The organism is Geobacter sp. DSM 9736, from assembly GCF_900187405.1.
Lineage (GTDB): Bacteria > Desulfobacterota > Desulfuromonadia > Geobacterales > Geobacteraceae > DSM-9736.
Genome location: NZ_LT896716.1, coordinates 2,634,605 through 2,651,923, shown reverse-complemented (window position 1 = coordinate 2,651,923; position 17,319 = coordinate 2,634,605). Strand labels below are relative to the sequence as shown.

The 17,319-nt window shown below is 56.5% G+C and carries 20 protein-coding genes, 1 pseudogene and 1 riboswitch; of the genes and pseudogenes, 18 read left to right on the top strand and 3 right to left on the bottom strand.

Annotation, left to right across the window (positions count from 1 at the left end):
- Positions 1-6 precede the first annotated feature (6 nt).
- The gene (locus CFB04_RS12060; protein WP_088535502.1) at positions 7-792 is read right to left on the bottom strand and encodes a class I SAM-dependent methyltransferase; all 786 of its coding nucleotides are present in this window, start codon (positions 790-792) and stop codon (positions 7-9) included.
- Positions 789-1,847 (bottom strand): histidinol-phosphate transaminase, encoded by a 1,059-nt coding sequence (locus CFB04_RS12055; protein ID WP_088535501.1) that lies wholly within the window; start codon positions 1,845-1,847, stop codon positions 789-791. The genes CFB04_RS12060 and CFB04_RS12055 overlap by 4 nt, the downstream gene beginning before the upstream one ends.
- Before the next feature lie 470 nt (positions 1,848-2,317).
- Here CFB04_RS12055 and CFB04_RS12050 point away from each other — a divergent pair, with 470 nt between their 5' ends.
- Positions 2,318-2,701: a flagellar protein FlaG gene (locus CFB04_RS12050; RefSeq protein ID WP_088535500.1), complete on the top strand. Its 384-nt coding sequence runs from the start codon at positions 2,318-2,320 to the stop codon at positions 2,699-2,701.
- 46 nt (positions 2,702-2,747) lie between these two features.
- Positions 2,748-2,942 carry a hypothetical protein gene (locus CFB04_RS12045; RefSeq protein WP_088535499.1) on the top strand — a complete coding sequence of 65 codons (195 nt, stop codon included), beginning with the start codon at positions 2,748-2,750 and terminating at the stop codon, positions 2,940-2,942.
- Here CFB04_RS12045 and CFB04_RS12040 read toward each other — a convergent pair whose 3' ends face one another.
- Positions 2,943-3,785 (bottom strand): HDOD domain-containing protein, encoded by an 843-nt coding sequence (locus CFB04_RS12040; RefSeq protein WP_088536813.1) that lies wholly within the window; start codon positions 3,783-3,785, stop codon positions 2,943-2,945.
- A gap of 194 nt (positions 3,786-3,979) precedes the next feature.
- Here CFB04_RS12040 and yihA point away from each other — a divergent pair, with 194 nt between their 5' ends.
- The 16 genes and pseudogenes from yihA (at position 3,980) to CFB04_RS11960 (ending at position 17,308) form a co-directional block, all read left to right on the top strand.
- Positions 3,980-4,600 (top strand): ribosome biogenesis GTP-binding protein YihA/YsxC, encoded by a 621-nt coding sequence (gene yihA, locus CFB04_RS12035; RefSeq protein WP_088535498.1) that lies wholly within the window; start codon positions 3,980-3,982, stop codon positions 4,598-4,600.
- Positions 4,601-4,643: 43 nt separating this feature from the next.
- Positions 4,644-4,824, top strand: a riboswitch (cobalamin riboswitch).
- A 104-nt stretch (positions 4,825-4,928) separates the two neighbouring features.
- The gene (gene cobU / locus CFB04_RS12030; RefSeq protein WP_088535497.1) at positions 4,929-5,450 is read left to right on the top strand and encodes a bifunctional adenosylcobinamide kinase/adenosylcobinamide-phosphate guanylyltransferase; all 522 of its coding nucleotides are present in this window, start codon (positions 4,929-4,931) and stop codon (positions 5,448-5,450) included.
- 39 nt (positions 5,451-5,489) lie between these two features.
- Complete coding sequence (gene cobT, locus CFB04_RS12025; RefSeq protein ID WP_088535496.1) at positions 5,490-6,548, top strand: nicotinate-nucleotide--dimethylbenzimidazole phosphoribosyltransferase; 1,059 nt, start codon at positions 5,490-5,492, stop codon at positions 6,546-6,548.
- 132 nt (positions 6,549-6,680) lie between these two features.
- Complete coding sequence (gene cobS / locus CFB04_RS12020; RefSeq protein ID WP_088535495.1) at positions 6,681-7,433, top strand: adenosylcobinamide-GDP ribazoletransferase; 753 nt, start codon at positions 6,681-6,683, stop codon at positions 7,431-7,433.
- Positions 7,434-7,438: 5 nt separating this feature from the next.
- The gene (gene cobC, locus CFB04_RS12015) at positions 7,439-8,041 is read left to right on the top strand and encodes an alpha-ribazole phosphatase (RefSeq protein ID WP_088535494.1); all 603 of its coding nucleotides are present in this window, start codon (positions 7,439-7,441) and stop codon (positions 8,039-8,041) included.
- 53 nt (positions 8,042-8,094) lie between these two features.
- A complete protein-coding gene (locus CFB04_RS12010; protein WP_088535493.1) occupies positions 8,095-9,495 on the top strand; it encodes a cobyrinate a,c-diamide synthase in 1,401 nt (466 codons plus the stop codon).
- A gap of 31 nt (positions 9,496-9,526) precedes the next feature.
- On the top strand, positions 9,527-10,834 hold the full coding sequence (gene thiC, locus CFB04_RS12005) for a phosphomethylpyrimidine synthase ThiC (RefSeq protein WP_088535492.1): 1,308 nt from the start codon (positions 9,527-9,529) through the stop codon (positions 10,832-10,834).
- Between the two features lie 176 nt (positions 10,835-11,010).
- On the top strand, positions 11,011-11,694 hold the full coding sequence (locus CFB04_RS12000) for an energy-coupling factor ABC transporter permease (protein ID WP_088536811.1): 684 nt from the start codon (positions 11,011-11,013) through the stop codon (positions 11,692-11,694).
- Between the two features lie 112 nt (positions 11,695-11,806).
- A pseudogene (locus tag CFB04_RS11995) lies at positions 11,807-12,037 on the top strand (cobalt transporter); the annotation flags it as partial.
- Between the two features lie 3 nt (positions 12,038-12,040).
- Positions 12,041-12,793 (top strand): cobalt ECF transporter T component CbiQ, encoded by a 753-nt coding sequence (gene cbiQ, locus CFB04_RS11990; RefSeq protein ID WP_088535491.1) that lies wholly within the window; start codon positions 12,041-12,043, stop codon positions 12,791-12,793.
- A gap of 47 nt (positions 12,794-12,840) precedes the next feature.
- Complete coding sequence (locus CFB04_RS11985) at positions 12,841-13,719, top strand: energy-coupling factor ABC transporter ATP-binding protein (RefSeq protein ID WP_088536810.1); 879 nt, start codon at positions 12,841-12,843, stop codon at positions 13,717-13,719.
- Positions 13,720-13,734: 15 nt separating this feature from the next.
- Entirely contained in the window at positions 13,735-14,499 is a 765-nt protein-coding gene (locus CFB04_RS11980; protein WP_088535490.1) for a class I SAM-dependent methyltransferase, read from the top strand.
- A gap of 58 nt (positions 14,500-14,557) precedes the next feature.
- Positions 14,558-14,941 (top strand): sirohydrochlorin chelatase, encoded by a 384-nt coding sequence (locus tag CFB04_RS11975; RefSeq protein WP_088535489.1) that lies wholly within the window; start codon positions 14,558-14,560, stop codon positions 14,939-14,941.
- Positions 14,941-15,585 carry a precorrin-8X methylmutase gene (locus CFB04_RS11970; protein ID WP_088535488.1) on the top strand — a complete coding sequence of 215 codons (645 nt, stop codon included), beginning with the start codon at positions 14,941-14,943 and terminating at the stop codon, positions 15,583-15,585. The genes CFB04_RS11975 and CFB04_RS11970 overlap by 1 nt, the downstream gene beginning before the upstream one ends.
- Positions 15,586-15,679: 94 nt before the next feature.
- Complete coding sequence (locus CFB04_RS11965) at positions 15,680-16,222, top strand: pyridoxamine 5'-phosphate oxidase family protein (protein WP_088535487.1); 543 nt, start codon at positions 15,680-15,682, stop codon at positions 16,220-16,222.
- A gap of 3 nt (positions 16,223-16,225) precedes the next feature.
- Positions 16,226-17,308: a cobalt-precorrin-5B (C(1))-methyltransferase gene (locus tag CFB04_RS11960; protein ID WP_088535486.1), complete on the top strand. Its 1,083-nt coding sequence runs from the start codon at positions 16,226-16,228 to the stop codon at positions 17,306-17,308.
- The last annotated feature ends 11 nt before the right edge of the window (positions 17,309-17,319 follow it).

Here is a 17,319-nt window from a genome sequence, read left to right as displayed (position 1 = left end):
ATCCATTCATCCCAGCAACCTTTCGAAAACGGGTGTGTGGCATACCCCCTGTTCCTCCAGGCGTTTCAGGACAGTTCCAGGGAGGTCGACTACCATGTCGCTCGATCCGTAGTTCTTGTCGATGCATGCAACCGTAAAGCAAACCTTATCGAAAGGCATAGTCACTGAAGGGTCGCATGCGCCGAAATACCCTTTTGCAAGAATTCGAGACGCAGCAAATTCCGTTTGCAAAAAGCTGAGAACTTCAGCTGCATCAGCTATTACATATGGCACTTTTGTCGCCACGCTTTCATTGCCTGACTCATGAAACCTGCTGTGCAGGATCATGTAAGAGCTGTCGATGCTGAAAGCGTGCTCGTGAGGCACGAGTCGGGGAAGGTCGAGCAGGCAGTATCGTCTGGCTACACGGAAGCACTCCCGAATGAAGGTCTGGTAATCTGGCACGTGGTTCAATACGCCAAGGGCGAGAACAACATCAAACGAATCATCGGGGAAGTCGAAAGGGAGCCCTGCAGCAAGCCGAAAGTCCCCTTCAGCGAAGAGAGTACGTGCGGCCACAATCATATCTTCGGATACGTCGGTGCCGACATATTTCATGTTTGGGTTCACGGCCCGGATGATGTTGTAAATTCCGCCTGCAGCGCACCCAACGTCGAGGATGGAATTATTGTTCCTTATCAAGGGGAAGAAAAACTGACGCTCCGATTCGTAAATATCCTCTGGCCGATTCCGGCAATTTTTGTAGTACTCAACCGCGGCGCCTATATTCCAGGCCGGATGATTTTCCATCATTGGTAGATCCTTTCTAGTATGTTCATTACACGCTCCATTATTTCCGGCGGTCCAAGTGTGATTCTGACATGGTGATCAGCCGGGTATTCAAATGGACCCTTTATCAGGTAACCCTGTTCCTTAGCACCAGAGACAATCTTTCTGACCTGCTCTTCATTGTTCAGCTTCAGCAGGATGGAGTTTCCTGATTCCCCATGAGTTTGAATTCCCATGGCGCCTGCACGCTTTAGCACGACCTCCCGCCCCGCATTTACCTGCTCGACGTAGTGATCAACCCAATCAATATTGTCGAGAAGGAGCTCGATCAACTTGACCGCCACATGGTTGATCTCCGAAATTGGTTTCACCTTCTTGATTTCAGCTATACGGCTTTTGTCTGCAACGATAAGGCCTGCACGTACTCCGGCCAAACCAAAAGCTTTTGAAAACGTACGTGTTACGATGACATTTGCGTGCTTCATGGCGAGAGGTACGCACGTATGCGGGTGGAAGTAAAAGTATGCCTCGTCGATGACGAGGAGGAAGTCGTGCATCTCAGACAGGTGAACTGCTTCTTCGATTTCTTCTGGATTGAATACTCTTTCGATTGGCTGATTCGGATTGGGCAGACAGACAATCCGCGTTCGCTCGGTAATCGCATTTCGAATGTCCGAAAATGGTAGAGACAAGTCTTTTCGAAAACCGACTTCGACTGCCTTGGCTCCAACGATTTGAGCATATACCGGATACATGGCGTAGGTAGGAGTAACCATTACTGCTTCATCTCCGGCATTGATGTAGACATCGAAAATTGAGCGAAGGGCGATATCCGAACCATGGGTAAGAAGCAGATTATGCGGCTTTACATCGAGGTGCGCCGCCATTTTTTCGTAAACCGGTCCGAACTCCGGGTACGACAGAATGACTTCCGGAGTAATTACTTGCCGAATCGCCTCCCAGGCTTCGGGCTCCCACGCCGTAACCCGCTCGTTTCGATCGAGACGCACCATGCTCAATCTATCAAGGTGTGAAGAATCGAATCTGTTTATGTCATCAAGATATGCTTTAGCTTTCATCTAGAGTCTCCAAGGCTCGGGGAGAAAAGGTCCTAAAGAATGCGTTGAAAAGACATGCCGCTCGCATGAGATGTGAGGCAATAACCATCCAAAATTGCTGCACGTGCATTTGTATGGCCCGATCAAAAGATGCGTAACGGACGGATGAGCAACTGCCGTGCCATCCAATAATCTCCTGTTTTGTCAGGAAGTAATGTCTGGATTCCGTGCGTGCGCCAATATAATGACTTGAGTGATAGCTTCTAAATGCCTAAATTTTTAGGCGCAATTCCTTTTCCAGGAAAGGCAATTATTGACCTCATAACCCTTAATGCACAGGATTGCCTATTAGAGATTGGTCGGATATTTGACATCCGGGGTCACTTGTTCTGCCTTAACGTCTCCGGACATGAAGAAAAATAGCTTAAAGTTTCCCCACCACATTGCCGATAAAACCCTCACGCACGACCACTGCAAAGGAGGATTACGTCATGAGCATCGATTCTATCAAGGGGCTTGTCCAGCCAGGACCTGCGCCGGGTGAAGTGTCGCCGGTCTCTCCCAAGCAGGCAACGTTCGGGGCGGCAACAAAGGATGCGGTACCTGTCGAGCTTCCGATGAAAGCGATAAGGGAGCTTTCTCCAGCCCAGGAAGAGAAGCAGCTGGAAGATGCGACTAAGAAAATTAACGAATTCGTCAAGGGTCTATCCAGCACCCTTCAATTTTCGGTGGACAAGGAAACGGGTAAGACGGTTGTAAAGGTGATAGAAAAGGAAACGGGGGAGGTCATCCGGCAAATCCCATCCGAGGAGATGCTGCAGATCGCGAAAGCAATCGATACGCTGCAGGGGCTGATTATTCGCAAGCAGGCATGATTTCTGCTTAAACCGCACAAAACCCACTGGCAGCGGTAAGGATTCGATGGATTACGGCATAGGAAAAATTGGAGGGGTCTGGAAGGTTCACAGGGAGCAGGGGAGCCCAGACCGGGACCGGAAGAAAGGCCGGAATTTCCGCCGTGGCCAGAAGGAAGATAAGGTCACCATATCCGCTGAAGCCAGGGAACGTATTGCGTCGGTTGCGCCGGAAGGATCCCAGTCGGAAAAAAACCCGTAACTAGGAAAAATAATCCTTGTCCTGCTCGAATGTCTCTCCAAAGGTTTCCAGTAGGAGGTTAACCCGCTCAGGGTGAAGCTTCAAAATTTTAGCAGGTATACTCGCCGTGAGATCGATTTCCAGCGGTTCCCTCGTACCTATCCCCAGTTGACGGCAGAACAGGTCGGCTAAGCTTACAATAGCCGTGAGATTCACCTCATATGGGTCGCTTTCCTCGATTTCCATCCGGTGGTGCTGCATTACCGCGGTGGTAAGCACTTCCGGGAAATTCCATTTCCTGATGACCCATGACCCTAACTCATCATGTCGATAGGGATACACGCTCGTTTCGGCTTCTTCAAAGGGAATTCCCTCGTTGTAACAGCGCTGCATTACGAGATGGAACTTGTCTCGGTCGAGCGTGTTCATGATGATCTTTCCGATGTCGTGGAACATGCCGGCCAGAAATGCCTCCTCCTCGTTGGCAAGGCGCGTATGCGCGGCGATGATCCGCGCGGCGAGGCCAGCTCCGAAGGAATGCTCCCAGAGCATTTTCTCAGTAAGCCCGAAGGGCTTGTAAACCTGCTTCACCGAAGCTGCTACCACAAGGCTCTTCAGGGTATTAAAGCCGAGAATTACAATGGCGACCGAAAGGGACTGGATCTGCCTTTGGCACCCGTAAAAAGAGGAGTTCGATATCTTGAGAACCCGTGCGGCTACCGCCGGGTCGGCAGCGACGATCCGTCCGAGCTCCTCGGCCGTGGCGGCTTCGCTTTCGATAAGTTCCATGACTTTAGTGGCAACCAGCGGGATTGTAGGCAAATCCCCTGCCGCCATGATGGATTGTTCAAGTTCCCTGTTCATTGCTCTTCCCCGTGGCTTTTGCCTCTTCGGCATCCTGCTCTCTTTTCGGCTGCGATTGCCAAATCTTTAGTTCTCCTATATAAAACTAAAAGACGTCGGAGCCGGAGTTTAAAGCTCCCACAGTTTGTCCAGAATTGTTGCCGATTTGTTGTGGTTGTGTTTCCCATTCGTTGTTGCACATCAAGGAGATTTACGTGGAGATCAGGAGCACGAAATTCGTCAAAAGCGCAGTGCAACCGGCCCACTATCCTCCTGGGGATCTTCCGGAGATAGCGTTTGCGGGGAAGTCCAACGTTGGAAAGTCTTCCCTCATCAACGTGCTCGTGAATCGCAAGAACCTCGTCCGCACCAGCGGGACTCCCGGCAGGACCCAACTCATCAACTTCTTTGAGGTCAACGAGCAGTTCATGCTGGTCGACCTGCCGGGCTACGGATTCGCCAAAGTGCCCTTTGCCATCAAGGCACAGTGGGGCCCGATGATCGAAAGGTATCTGTCGGGACGCTCTCTGCTCCGTGCGGTCGTGCTTATTCTCGACATCCGGAGGGTCCCGAGTGACGAGGACCGGCAGATGCTCGCGTGGCTTCAGGCTTATCACGTGCCTGCCCTGATTGTCGTTACCAAGTGCGACAAGGTTTCAAAAAACGAGCGTGCACGACAAGCGGGGGTGATCTCCCGTGCCATGGGGGTGCCTGGGGATTCACTGCTTTATTTCTCCGCACTAACAAAGGAAGGCAAAGAACGGATATGGCAGGAGCTTGAAGGGACGCTCTTCCGGTCGGAGGATGAAGGTGAGGCTGCTGTACCGGCGGATTAGGCTTTGACTTTTACGTACTCCTCTGTTACTAGTTTCGCTACAATCTACATGAAGTTCACCAGGTGCTCCCCAGGGAGTTAAAAGGGAAGAAGGTGCGAATCCTTCGCTGTCCCGCAACTGTGAATGGTGATGAAAGCCGCACGAAGCCACTGAATACATCGGGAAGGCGCGGCGAGTAAAGTGACCCATGAGTCAGGAAACCTGCCGGTGAACAGGCCGTCTTGGACGGCCGGAAGAGGATCCTCCGTGAGAGAGGGCCGAAATTCCATCCGGTTTTGCCGGTGCAGATTTTCAACCCTGTCTCTCCAGAGGAGACAGGGTTTTTTTTATGGGGAAACTGATTCTTGTGACGGGTGGGGCGCGTAGCGGTAAAAGCCGGTTTGCCGAAAAACTGGTCGAGGAGTACGGTGAGCCTCTCGGGTATATAGCTACCGGCAGGAGGGAGGGGGAGGAAATGACTTCCCGGATAGCGGCCCACCAGGAGCGCCGGGGCCCGATGTGGCAGACGATTGAAGAGCCGCTTGACGTAGTCTCGGCAATCAGAGGGCACGACGGCTATTTCAAGGCTTTCCTTCTCGATTGCGTGACTTTGTGGCTAACCAACCTGCTGCTCGACACCGACGACTCATCCCTTGTCCTTGGAAGGGTCAACGAATTGACGGGTGAGCTTTCGGCTGTTTCATCCCCCATCATTCTGGTTAGCAATGAGGTAGGAATGGGAATAGTGCCTGAGAACCGGCTTGCGCGTCTCTTCCGAGACCTCGCCGGCGAAGCGAACCAGATTCTCGCTGCTGCGGCTGATGAGGTATATGTGACCATCTCCGGACTTCCGCTTAAACTGAAGGGTTAGAATAAGATGATGTTGAATATTATCACCAAGGAGCCATGAATGAACCTTCTTGACCAGACTCTTGCCGCGATTCGTCCCGTTGATACGGCTTTGATTGCCGAAGCACAGGCACGTCTCGATAACAAAACAAAGCCTTTGGGTTCTCTCGGCAGGTTGGAAGAGTTCGCACGGCGCTTTGCCGCCATTACCGGTACCATGACCCCCCGCTCGGACAGGAAGGTTATCTTCACGTTTGCGGGGGATCATGGCGTCGTTGAGGAAGGAGTTTCGGCTTTTCCGAAGGAGGTGACGCCGCAGATGGTGTTGAACTTCCTTCGTGGCGGCGCAGGCGTCAATGTCCTCGCGCGTCACGTCGGGGCGGAGGTGAGGGTGGTGGATGTAGGTGTAGATTTCGATTTCACTCCGCAAGCCGGATTGATCATAAATAAGGTGGCGCGCGGCACCAGGAACTTCACCCGCGAGCCTGCAATGACCCGTGAGGAGGCCGTTGCAGCCATCGAAGTCGGGATAGAACTTGCCCGGAAGGCGAAGGAAGACGGTGTAGCGATGGTCGGCACCGGTGAGATGGGGATCGGCAACACGACCCCCTCCTCGGCAATCATTGCTGTTCTCTCCCGGCGCACTGTGCGGGAGGTCACCCATCGCGGGACCGGCATATCGGATGCGACGCTGGAAAACAAGGTGCGGGTGATCGAGCAGGGGATCGCGATGAATCGTCCCGACCCCACGTCTCCACTGGATGTCCTCTCGAAGGTCGGGGGGCTGGAGATAGCAGGCATCGCCGGGCTCGTATTGGGCTGCGCCGCTCATCGCCTTCCGGTGGTGGTGGATGGATTCATCTCCACCGCAGGCGCACTTATCGCTGCAGAGCTCAATCCGGTGGTGCGGAATTACATATTCGCGGCTCACGAGTCGGTGGAGATCGGCCACAGGTTCATGCTGGAGCGCCTCGCCGTCTCGCCCATCCTCGATCTTCAACTGCGGCTGGGGGAGGGAACCGGCGCCGCTCTGGCAATGGGGCTCATAGAATCCGGTGTCAAGATCTTGAATGAGATGGCTACATTTGCCGAAGCGGGTGTGGCGGAAGGGGAATACTAGGAGCGGAGGCGCCGCCGCTGGCGTCTTCGATGCGGCGTAGCGCTGCTACGCATCCGTGGGGGTTTCTGCGGGTGCGACAATCTGTTTATTCTTGAACCCCATGATTTTTTCAGTAACGTCAAAGGGAGGAGCATGCGGCTCTATTTCGTCGCCCTACAGTTTCTGACGATCGTTCCCATCCCTTTTCCGCGGCGGTGGCAGGAGGACGAGCTCGGCCGGTCTATGGCATTTTTCCCCCTTGCCGGCCTCACCATAGGGGCTCTCCTTGCGGGGACCGACTATCTCATCGAGCCATGGTTTCCCGGCGAGGTGGTAGACGTTCTTCTTATCGCACTGCTCTCGGCGGTCACGGGTGGGCTCCATCTCGATGGGCTGGCGGACGTCTGTGACGGGCTAGCAGCCCGCGGGGGGCGTGAACGGTTTCTCGCGGTGATGAAAGACCCGGCTATAGGTGCGGTAGGTGCGGTAGGCCTTGTCATTGGCCTCCTCCTGAAGTACCAGGCGCTTTCGTTCATTCCACAGGAGGTTCGGCGGGAGGCGCTCTTCTGTTTTCCAATGCTCGCCCGATACAGCCAGGTCCAGCTCACGGTGGGAGCGCAGCGAGCCCGCAGCGACGGACTGGGGGCACTTTTCGTCGGGGGGGCTGGGCCGGCGCAGTTATTCATTGCGTACGCCCTTACAGTTTCTATCATGTACCTTCTGCTGGGGGGGGCGGGGATAGTCATCAGCATTGTGTCGTACCTGTTCACCTGGCTTGCAAAATTATGGTTTCACCGGCGGCTCGGAGGCATCACCGGCGACGTGATCGGCTGTGTCAGTGAATTTAACGAGATGCTATGCCTGTTGGCAATTCTGGTGTGGGCCGGCAGGATTTATGGGAGCTGAATGAAATGACGGAGAAAACCCGACTCTACCTGATCCGCCACGGCGAGGTCGAAGGTGCAGGCACCCCACGTTATAACGGCCATGCCGACGTTTGCCTCTCAGAACGCGGAGTGGCGATGTACCACGACCTGAAACCCCGCTTTGCCGGAAGCCGCGTAGCGGCATGCTATTCCAGTGACCTTACCCGCTGCAGGGTAGGCGCCGATATCCTGGGCGCCCACCTGGGTTGCATCCCTACCGCGGAACGGGACCTGAGGGAGCTGAATATCGGGGTATGGGAAGGGATGACCTGGGGAGACATCATCGAACGTTACCCGAAGGAGTGGCAGGCGCGGCTGAATGACATCGTCAACTACAGGGTTCCGCAGGGGGAAAACCTTCTTGATCTTCAGGCTCGCTCACTGCCGGTCGTAGAGCGCATCGTGCGGCAACACCGTGGAGAAGAGGTGCTAGTGGTAGGTCATGGAGGGCTTAACCGAGTGATCCTCCTCAATGCCATCGGTGCGCCGCTGACTTCCTTCTTCAACATAGAGCAGACCTACTGCTGTCTCAACATCATCGACTACTACGCCGACGGCAAGACGGTCGTGACGCTTCTGAACGGTTAGGAACAGCATTCCAGGGTCACCCTTGGATCCGGCACTCACTTAAGGATTTCAATATGAAAGCCTTCATCATAGCGGCACCCCACAGCGGCTCGGGAAAGACCACCGTTACCCTCGGCATCCTCGAAATCCTGAAAAGACGCGGGTTCGTTGTCGCCCCCTTCAAGGTGGGGCCTGACTTCATTGACGGAGGCTACCATCGCGCGGTGACGGGCCGCCCCTCCATCAACCTCGACGGCTGGATGTGCGGCCCGGACTTCGTGCGGGAAACTTTCGCACGCCACACGAAAAATGCCGATGTGGCGGTGATCGAGGGGGTGATGGGGCTTTTCGACGGGATCGGCGGCAACTCCGATGAGGGGAGCACGGCTCAGATCGCCAAGCTTCTCGGCGTGCCGGTGATTCTCGTTGTCGATGCCCGGGGCCAGGCCCGTAGCCTTGCAGCGCTCGTCAAAGGCTTCTCTGAATTCGATCCCGATGTCCGGCTTGCCGGAGTCATTCTCAATCATGTGGGTAGCGCCGCCCATGCCGGAGTTCTGCGGGAAGCAATCCGTTCCTCTTGTCCCGGCGTCGAGATAGTCGGCTCCATCGGTCGCCAGCAAGAGATTCTCCTCCCCTCCCGGCACCTGGGGCTCGTTACTGTGGACGAGAATCCTCTCTCTCCCTACTATCTGCACAATCTGGCGAGACTCGTCGGAGGGGGGGTAGACCTTGACCTGCTGCTGCGGCTCGCTGAGTCGACTCGTGCACAGCCGGCAATGGCGCCTGTTGTCTCCGTGGAAGCCAGGGTGCCGATTGCGGTGGCACGCGATTCGGCTTTCTGCTTCGTCTATGAAGACAACCTTCGTCTTCTGCGGGAAGCTGGAGCGGAACTGGAGACTTTCTCGCCGATAAACGACAGCAGACTTCCTGAGGATGCGGCGGGGCTTTATCTTCCCGGGGGTTATCCGGAACTCTTCGCCGAACCCCTGGCGGCCAATTTCGCCATGAAAAATGCTGTACGGGCCGCCATCGAGCAGGGAATGCCGGTCTATGCCGAATGCGGCGGATTCATCTACCTGACCAGAGGGGTACTTGAGCCGGAGGGACTGGCGCCGCGGCGCAGGACCGGCAGCTCCGGCGTCCGCCATTTCGTCGGCATCTATCCCGTTACTACGAAGATGCTGCCCCAGCGCAAAGCGCTCGGCTACCGCGAGATAACTACGACGGCGGAAACGGTCCTCGGACCCGCCGGCATGCAGGCTCGCGGGCACGAATTCCATTATTCCGAGATGGAGGGCATGCCCCCGGAGGTAGGGCAGGCATACCGGGTTTCCCGGAGAGGAGAGGATATGGGCAGCGAAGGTTATCTACGTCATAACTGTCTTGCTTCATACGTCCATCTCCATTTCGGCAGCAATCCGGCGATGGCAGCGGCATTTGTCGAGAGTTGCAGGAAGTTTCCCAGAAGAACCTGATATGTTCCTATCTCTTTTTCAAGGAGTACCGATGAAAACGCAAGTCGAGTTGGCCCGTGAGGGTGTCATCACCACTCAGATGCAGGCCGTTGCCTTTTACGAAGAACTCGCTCCGGAGTATGTACGATGCATGGTGGCCGAGGGAAAGATAGTCATTCCGTGGAACCACGGGAGAAAGCCGAGGGCGGTGGGCATAGGGAAGGGGCTGCGTACGAAGGTGAATGCTTCCATCGGCACTTCCTCGGACATCGTGGATTACGAAGCCGAGGTGCGGAAAGCCAAGGCTGCTCAGGAATCGGGGGCGGACACCCTGATGGAGCTTTCGGTGGGTGGGGACCTTGACCGGGTACGGCGGGAGGTCATCGCTGCCGTCGATCTGCCGGTGGGGAATGTGCCCCTTTACCAGGCATTCTGCGAGGCGGCCCGTAAATACGGCGACCCGAACCGGCTCGACCCGGAGATGCTGTTCGAACTCATCGAGCGGCAGTGCGCCGACGGCATGGCCTTCATGGCCGTACATTGCGGCATCAACCTCTATACTGTAGAGCGGTTGAAGCGGCAGGGGTACCGCTACGGGGGGCTCGTTTCCAAGGGGGGGGTAAGCATGGTAGGGTGGATGCTGGCCAACAACCGTGAGAACCCGCTTTACGAACAGTTCGACCGCGTCGTATCCATTTTGAAGAAGTACGATACCGTTCTTTCTCTCGGCAACGGCTTGCGTGCGGGTGCCATCCACGACTCCTCCGACAGGGCGCAGATTCAGGAACTGCTCATCAACTGCGAGCTGGCGGAAATGGGGCGTGAGATGGGGTGCCAGATGCTGGTGGAGGGCCCCGGGCACGTACCGCTGGACGAAATAGAGGGGAATATCCAGCTCCAGAAGCGGATGAGCGGGGGAGCTCCCTATTACATGCTCGGCCCAATCTCCACCGACGTCGCTCCAGGGTTCGACCACATCACCGCCGCCATAGGCGCCGCCCAGTCAAGCCGCTTCGGCGCCGACCTCATCTGCTACATCACCCCCGCCGAGCACCTGGCGCTTCCCAATGAAGAGGACGTTCGCCAGGGGGTAAAGGCGGCGAAGGTGGCGGCGTATATCGGCGACATGAACAAATACCCGGAAAAAGGACGGCAGCGGGACATGGAGATGTCGAAGGCGCGTCGCGATCTGAAATGGGATAAGCAGTTCGAGCTGGCTCTTTTTCCGGAAGATGCACGTGCAATTCGTGCCAGCCGGACCCCTGAGGACGAGGCCACCTGCACCATGTGCGGCGACTTTTGTGCTTCACGCGGCGCAGGAAAGCTTTTTGCCGGGGACCTGCGCGGGGACAAGATATAGGCTTCCGCGTCGGAGACACGGAGGACAGGAGACGGGCGGAAAAAATGTGTTATAGGAGTAGACTTGCCATACTAAGCAGAATCCGGCGAAAGCAGCTTTCCGGCTCGGGGCCTTTTGTTGCGGCACTGTGTCTCTGGATTCTCCTTTCGGCGGTATCCGTCTCTCCCGCCCATGCCATGCATATCGCCGAAGGGCTTCTACCCCTCCCCTGGGCGGCGCTCTGGTTCGTGGTGGCGGCCCCCTTCGTGGCCCTTGGGATACGGCGGGTGACGGTCCTGTCCCGGGATGATCTGTCGGTGAAGCCTCTCGTCGGCCTGATGGCAGCAGTTGTCTTCATCATCTCCTGCATGCCGATTCCCGTCCCGACAGCCGGCACCTGTGCCCATCCATGCGGCACTGCCATCGCCGCAATTCTTGTAGGCCCCCTCGTCAGCGTCACGATCACGGCGGTGGCGCTCCTCATCCAGGCGCTCTTCCTTGCCCATGGGGGTCTCTCCACCCTCGGAGCCGACATAGTCTCAATGGGAGTGGTCGGCTCTTTTACCGGTTGGCTTGTCTTCCGGGGGCTTCGTGGAATGGGTGCGAGTTTGGCTGCAGCTGCATTCGCAGCGGGCGTCCTCACCGACTGGGCCACCTACATGACCACCTCCATCGAGCTGGCGGCCGGCATTCGGGGCAGCTCACCCTTCTGGCCGCTGGTGGGCAAAATCATCGTCGCGTTCGTACCGACCCAGCTTCCCCTCGGTGTTCTAGAAGGGGCGATGACAGCGGGAATGGTGGTGCTCCTCCGGAAGAAGCGCCCTGATCTGCTGGTGAAAATGCGGGTGATCGATGCCCGGGAGGTTACGGCAAGTGCGTGAGGAGAAACAGGGCAAACTGATCAGGGGTAGCCGGAAATACCTGTTCCTGCTGCCAGCTTTGGTTCTGATTCTTTCCGGCGCCATGAGCCGGATAGGAGCCAGTGCGTTGGGAGCGGAAAAATGGCCGGGAGTGGACGAAACGGTGGTGGAGAAGATCGCTCTGGAACATGGCAGAGAGGCAAAGACCGCTTTCTTCGATGCAGCCCAGGGGGACATGCTTCTTTTCCTGTTTCTGCTGGCTGGAGGCGTAGCGGGATTTGCCGGAGGATATTACTGGCGCATGCTCGTATCTGAGCGTAAAGGCACTGCGGTTCCCGGTGATACTGAGAGAGGAAAGGTGTAGCGGATGCGTCATGCTCTTCAGGATACTATGCCGAGCAACAACCTGCTGAGCGGAATCGATGCCCGCCTTAAGCTCCTCTGTGCAGTGGCTCTTCTTTTGATGGTTCTGAGTTGCCCCACTCCGGTATTTCCCGCCATGGTTTGCGCTTTGGGAGTTGCCGGATGCCTATGTCTACGCGTGCCTTCCCGGCTGCTGCTCCTCCGGTTTCTCCAGCCGATGGTGATTGCTTTGGTGGTGCTTCTCCTCAAGCTTTTCTCCGGCCATGAACCGCTTTTTTCCCTCTCGCTTTTCGGGATAACCCTTGCCGGTCATGCCGACGGCCTGCGGGAGGGGACGCTCATCGCCACCCGGATCGCCGGGGCGGTGTCGGTAGTGATGACGGTCGGCCTTACCACCTCCTTCACCGACCTGATGGCCGCACTCTCCTGGATGCGGGTGCCGAGGGTTCTCATCGAGGTGGCGCTCTTCGCATGGCGGTACCTGTTTCTTTTCTACGAGGAGGGCATGGTGATCTACCAGGCGCAGAAGAACCGCCTCGGTTACACCGGTTACCGGCGAAGCCTCAGTTCCTTCGGGACGCTCGCCGGCTCCCTTGTCATCAAGGCTTTCGACAACAGCCAGACTATAACAACGGCCATGATGCAACGGGGATACGATGGAAAGCTGCCGCTGTTGCAGCACGAGCCCTTCAGGGTAGCCGAAGTGATGTGGTGCTGTGCCTTCCTGCTGATGATGGGATTTATATGGAAAACCTGATGGATATCCTGTAAAACCTGTCCATCAATGATAAACTCACTGCCATGATAAGACTATCGATCGATTTAAAGAGCTTTCAATACCCAGATGGAACCGTCGCACTTTCTGACATAGGTCTTGATATAAAAAAAGGCGAGCTTGCCGCCATTCTTGGATCAAACGGCTCAGGTAAGACGACGCTCTTGAAGATCATGGATGGCCTCATAAAGGAATATGACGGCCAGGTGCTCCTTGACGGCCAGGATGTGCGAAAGCTACACCCGAAAGATATCTACCGCAAAATGGGACTCATCTTCCAGAACCCGGACGATCAGTTATTTGCCCATACCATTTACGAGGATGTCGCCTTCGGCCCTCGCAACATGGGTATAGGGGAGGGGGAGGTGAATGAGCGGGTTGGTGGGGCGCTGGCCGCCGTGGAGATGGGTGAGTTTGCCAAAAAGAGTATCCACCATCTCAGCTACGGCCAGAAGAAAAGAGTTTGCATTGCCGGGCTCCTCGCGATGGGACATGAGATACTTCTTCTCGATGAGCCCACTGCAGGCCTTGACCCCATGGGTGAATACCAAATGATGGAACTCCTCATGCGGCTTAACCGGGAAAATGGAGTTACCGTCGTGATGGCAACCCATTGTGTGGATCTTGTTCCCGTGTTCCTCCACAGGCTCTATATCCTGAGTAAGGGAAGGATTGTTCGAGGAGGGCGACCTGAGGAGGTATTCACAACCCCTTATGAGATGGAGCACGTAAAGCTCAGACTCCCTCATGTTGCGGAGCTGATATGGCGACTGAAGCACGAGGATGGTATCGCCTTTGACCGTGTCCCCCTCACTATCGGAGAGGCGCGGCGCGAGATTTCCATGATTGCCGACAGCAAGTCGCGAGCTGCCGGAAATGCATGCAAGGAAACTTCTGGTAGAAGGTGAAGGAAGGTTGTTCGTATGCTTAAGCCCATTGTAAGTAACATTACCCATTGTAAGTGTTGCGGTGGAGCTGCAAGTCCGTATGGCGTTGTGGATTTTAGCAAGAATTGTTCTGAGCTGACCGCTGCGCCGTTTGCAGTATCAGGTATACCTATTTATTATTACAAATGTGCGCATTGTGATTTCATATTTACCACGGCGTTCGACAACTTCAGTCATAAGGATTTTGTAACCCATATCTACAATCAAGATTATGTCCTGGTGGATCCGGAGTATGCGCAAATAAGGCCCTCAAGAACAGCCGAAAACGTCGCGGGGATGTTTGGCGAATACAGATCGTTAAGTATTTTGGACTACGGCGGTGGGAACGGTACTTTCGCCAAGATGATGAAAGCCTATGGCTTCCAGTGTGTTGATACTTACGACCCTTTTTCTGCCGAATTTCTGACGAGGCCTAGTAGGCAATATGATCTGGTCATTAGCATTGAAGTAGCAGAGCATACAGTAGACCCAAAAGCGACGTTTGAAGAACTTACGTCCTTTGTGAGTCCTGAAGGAATGGCGCTTTTCACAACTGTAATCCAACCACAAGATATGGCGAATATTGGAGTGAACTGGAATTACATCTCTCCGCGGAACGGTCATGTTTCTATATATTCGGGTAATACCCTGAAAAAACTTGCAGATTCCTTAGGCTTCTTCTTTGGGAGCGGCCATGAAAACACCCATATCCTCTGTCGTCAGATTCCCCAGTTCGCGCGACATCTGTTAGGGCGTACGTAGTGTTGTCACCCGTAACCGTTTAGTTGTATTCGGACAGATATCTTTTTTAGGAGCTCAGATGAAAACAGCAGTACTGCTGATGGCCCACGGCAGCCGCATTTCGGAGGCGAACGACGCTGTCCGGGATATTGCGGCAATGGTTCAGGAAATCACTCAGTACGACATCGTAGAGGTGTCGTTCCGGGAGCAGCACCTACCGAGCATCCAGGATGGAGTCGATGCCTGCGTGGCAAGGGGGGCGGAGCGGATACTCCTCATGCCCTACTTCCTGTTTGTCGGAGCCCACGTGCAGGAAGACCTGCCCGCGGAAATGGAGGAGGCGAAGAAACGTCATCCGGGAGTGAAATTTGCCATGGGAAAGCATCTTGGCGTTCATCGCAAACTCGCGGAAGTGGCGGTGGAGCGGGTGGCCGAGGCGCTGACGGCAACTGGGTGGCATTGATGTCGGTTCACCTTTCGCCGGAAGAGATCGAGGCGGAGTCGTTCCGGCTCATAGAGGCGGAAGTGGGGCCTCACCCCTGGTCTCCTGCCGAGTGGCCTGTGGTCCGGCGGGTTATTCATACCGCGGCTGATTTCGAGTACGCCCGCAGCATGGTCTTTTCCTCCACGGCGCTCTCCCGCGGCGTGAAGGCGCTGCAAAAGGGGCGAGGGATCGTGACCGACACCACCATGGCCCTGTCAGGTATCTCAAAACCGCGCCTGGCTAAATTCGGGATTCCGGCGGCGTGTTTCGTGGCTGACCATGAGGTGGCGCGGCAGGCGCGGGAGCAAGGTGTGACACGCTCTATTCTCGCCATGCGAAAGGCAACCGCCGACAGCGGCAACGGCATCTTCGTCATCGGCAATGCACCGACGGCGCTCTTCGAGTTGCTCCGCCAGGTCCGGGAGGAGGGGGTGCGGCCGGACCTCATAATCGGACTCCCGGTCGGATTCGTCGGCGCGGCGGAGAGCAAGGAAGCGCTGCTCGCTCTGGAGGAGGAGTTTCCGGAGGTCCCCTTCATCACCAACCGTGGCCGGAAGGGGGGCTCCAATGTCGCCGCAGCCGTGGTGAACGCGCTCATGATCATGGCGGAGGAGCGGGTATAGTTCTGGTTAATCGCTTCAATACCCGACCGACATAGGCCCAGCCCCAGGTCGGCGAAGCGGGGCATTCAATCGTACCAAGGGCGGGGTTATTTCTATGCGCAAGATAAAGAAACGAATCACTGACATGGCGCCGATACTCGACCTTCTAAACCGGTGCCATGTGGGACACCTCGGGACCATCGGGCGGGACGGGTGGCCCAACATCAAGCCGCTTAATTTTGCCTACCAGGAATGGCGCATCTATGTTCACTGTGCCAACGACGGGGAGAAGCTCGACGAAATCCGGCGCGACAACCGGGTGTGCTTCGAGGTGGACCTGCCGCTTGCCTACGTCAGGGGAACCGGGGAGAACCCCTGCCGGGCCTCATATCTCTACCGGAGCGTCATAATTCGCGGCAGGGCCACTATTGTAACCGATCCAGCAGAGCGCAGGCGGGGGCTCGACTGCCTCATGGCAAAATACCAGCCGGAGGGAAGCTACGGTCCTTACCTGGAGGAAAAGCTGGAGCTGACAACTGTGGTTCGCATCGAGATCGACGAGATTTCGGGGAAGGAGGACCTCGGCAAGGACCAGCACAAGGCGCTGATCGAGGCCGCTCTCACAGCCGGGACTACCCTGCCGCTAGTACTCGACTGACGGATGGCGAACCGGGAACTGCGGCACGGATATACTACGGGCGCATGCGCTGCCGCCGCCGTGAAGGGGGCCGCGCAGATGCTCCGCGACCAGGAACTGGTTCACCAGGTCGAGCTCAATCTCCCGACGGGAGAGACTGCGCTGTTTCCACTCCACGGCCAGCAGCTTCAGGCCGGCGGAGCGTCCTGTTTCGTGGTGAAGGACGCCGGAGACGATCCGGACGTGACCAATGGAGCCGAAGTTCACGCGCGGGTCGATATCGAATTCCTCGCGCCCCGGCGGATCATCATCCAGGGGGGAGAGGGGATCGGGCGTGTCACAAAACCGGGACTTGCCGTTCCCGTGGGTGAGTGGGCCATCAATCCGGTCCCCCGCCGCATGATCCATCTCGCCCTCAGGGAAGTCTTCGCCATGCGCTGCATTCCGGCGACCCTGACGGTTTCGCTGAGCATCCCCGACGGAGCGGAGCGGGCAAAAAAAACCCTCAACGAGCGCCTGGGCATCGTGGGCGGGCTCTCCATCCTCGGCACGACCGGGATTGTGCGGCCCATTTCCGCGCAGGCATGGACCGACACCATCGATACCGCCATCGACGTGGCTCTCGCCTGCGGGAGCGGCACCGTCGTCCTCTCCACCGGGAGATCCAGCGAGCTTGCGGTGCAGCACCATTTTACAGCAGAAGGTGAGCAGTTGCCCGAAGAGGCGTATGTGATGATGGGGGACCACGTCGGGCATGCGGTACGTTCCTGTCTGCGCAAGGGGGTCAGGCAGCTTGTTCTCGCGGGTCAGTTCGCCAAGCTGCTGAAGATAGCCTGCGGCCATGAACAGACCCATGTCAGTTCGTCCGATCTGGACCTGCGCACCCTGGCTGACTGGGTTACGCAGGAGCCGGGGATAGGTCAGCTGCGATCCTTGGTTACAAGTGCCAATACGGCGCGCCAGGTACTGGAAGAGTCGGGCTACGACCCCCGGCTCGTCGCGCTTGTCTGCCACCGTGCCCTGAAGGCAGTCCGTCATTTTGCGCCGGGGCTTGCCGTCAAGGTTTTTATGGCGGGGTATCGGGATGAAGTGCTATATTTCGCATGACGCAGGGAGCA

What these genes read in the sequence shown, in the direction of transcription:
- cobC (WP_088535494.1), top strand. Translation starts at nt 7,439, where the DNA reads ATGACGGAGAAAACCCGACTCTACCTGATCCGCCACGGCGAGGTCGAA.
- cobS (WP_088535495.1), top strand. Translation starts at nt 6,681, where the DNA reads ATGCGGCTCTATTTCGTCGCCCTACAGTTTCTGACGATCGTTCCCATC.
- cobT (WP_088535496.1), top strand. Translation starts at nt 5,490, where the DNA reads ATGAACCTTCTTGACCAGACTCTTGCCGCGATTCGTCCCGTTGATACG.
- CFB04_RS12060 (WP_088535502.1), bottom strand. Translation starts at nt 792, where the DNA reads ATGATGGAAAATCATCCGGCCTGGAATATAGGCGCCGCGGTTGAGTAC.
- cobU (WP_088535497.1), top strand. Translation starts at nt 4,929, where the DNA reads ATGGGGAAACTGATTCTTGTGACGGGTGGGGCGCGTAGCGGTAAAAGC.
- CFB04_RS11970 (WP_088535488.1), top strand. Translation starts at nt 14,941, where the DNA reads ATGTCGGTTCACCTTTCGCCGGAAGAGATCGAGGCGGAGTCGTTCCGG.
- CFB04_RS11980 (WP_088535490.1), top strand. Translation starts at nt 13,735, where the DNA reads ATGCTTAAGCCCATTGTAAGTAACATTACCCATTGTAAGTGTTGCGGT.
- cbiQ (WP_088535491.1), top strand. Translation starts at nt 12,041, where the DNA reads ATGCGTCATGCTCTTCAGGATACTATGCCGAGCAACAACCTGCTGAGC.
- CFB04_RS11960 (WP_088535486.1), top strand. Translation starts at nt 16,226, where the DNA reads ATGGCGAACCGGGAACTGCGGCACGGATATACTACGGGCGCATGCGCT.
- CFB04_RS11965 (WP_088535487.1), top strand. Translation starts at nt 15,680, where the DNA reads ATGCGCAAGATAAAGAAACGAATCACTGACATGGCGCCGATACTCGAC.
- CFB04_RS12040 (WP_088536813.1), bottom strand. Translation starts at nt 3,785, where the DNA reads ATGAACAGGGAACTTGAACAATCCATCATGGCGGCAGGGGATTTGCCT.
- CFB04_RS12000 (WP_088536811.1), top strand. Translation starts at nt 11,011, where the DNA reads ATGCATATCGCCGAAGGGCTTCTACCCCTCCCCTGGGCGGCGCTCTGG.
- thiC (WP_088535492.1), top strand. Translation starts at nt 9,527, where the DNA reads ATGAAAACGCAAGTCGAGTTGGCCCGTGAGGGTGTCATCACCACTCAG.
- CFB04_RS11975 (WP_088535489.1), top strand. Translation starts at nt 14,558, where the DNA reads ATGAAAACAGCAGTACTGCTGATGGCCCACGGCAGCCGCATTTCGGAG.
- CFB04_RS12050 (WP_088535500.1), top strand. Translation starts at nt 2,318, where the DNA reads ATGAGCATCGATTCTATCAAGGGGCTTGTCCAGCCAGGACCTGCGCCG.
- CFB04_RS12045 (WP_088535499.1), top strand. Translation starts at nt 2,748, where the DNA reads ATGGATTACGGCATAGGAAAAATTGGAGGGGTCTGGAAGGTTCACAGG.
- CFB04_RS12010 (WP_088535493.1), top strand. Translation starts at nt 8,095, where the DNA reads ATGAAAGCCTTCATCATAGCGGCACCCCACAGCGGCTCGGGAAAGACC.
- CFB04_RS12055 (WP_088535501.1), bottom strand. Translation starts at nt 1,847, where the DNA reads ATGAAAGCTAAAGCATATCTTGATGACATAAACAGATTCGATTCTTCA.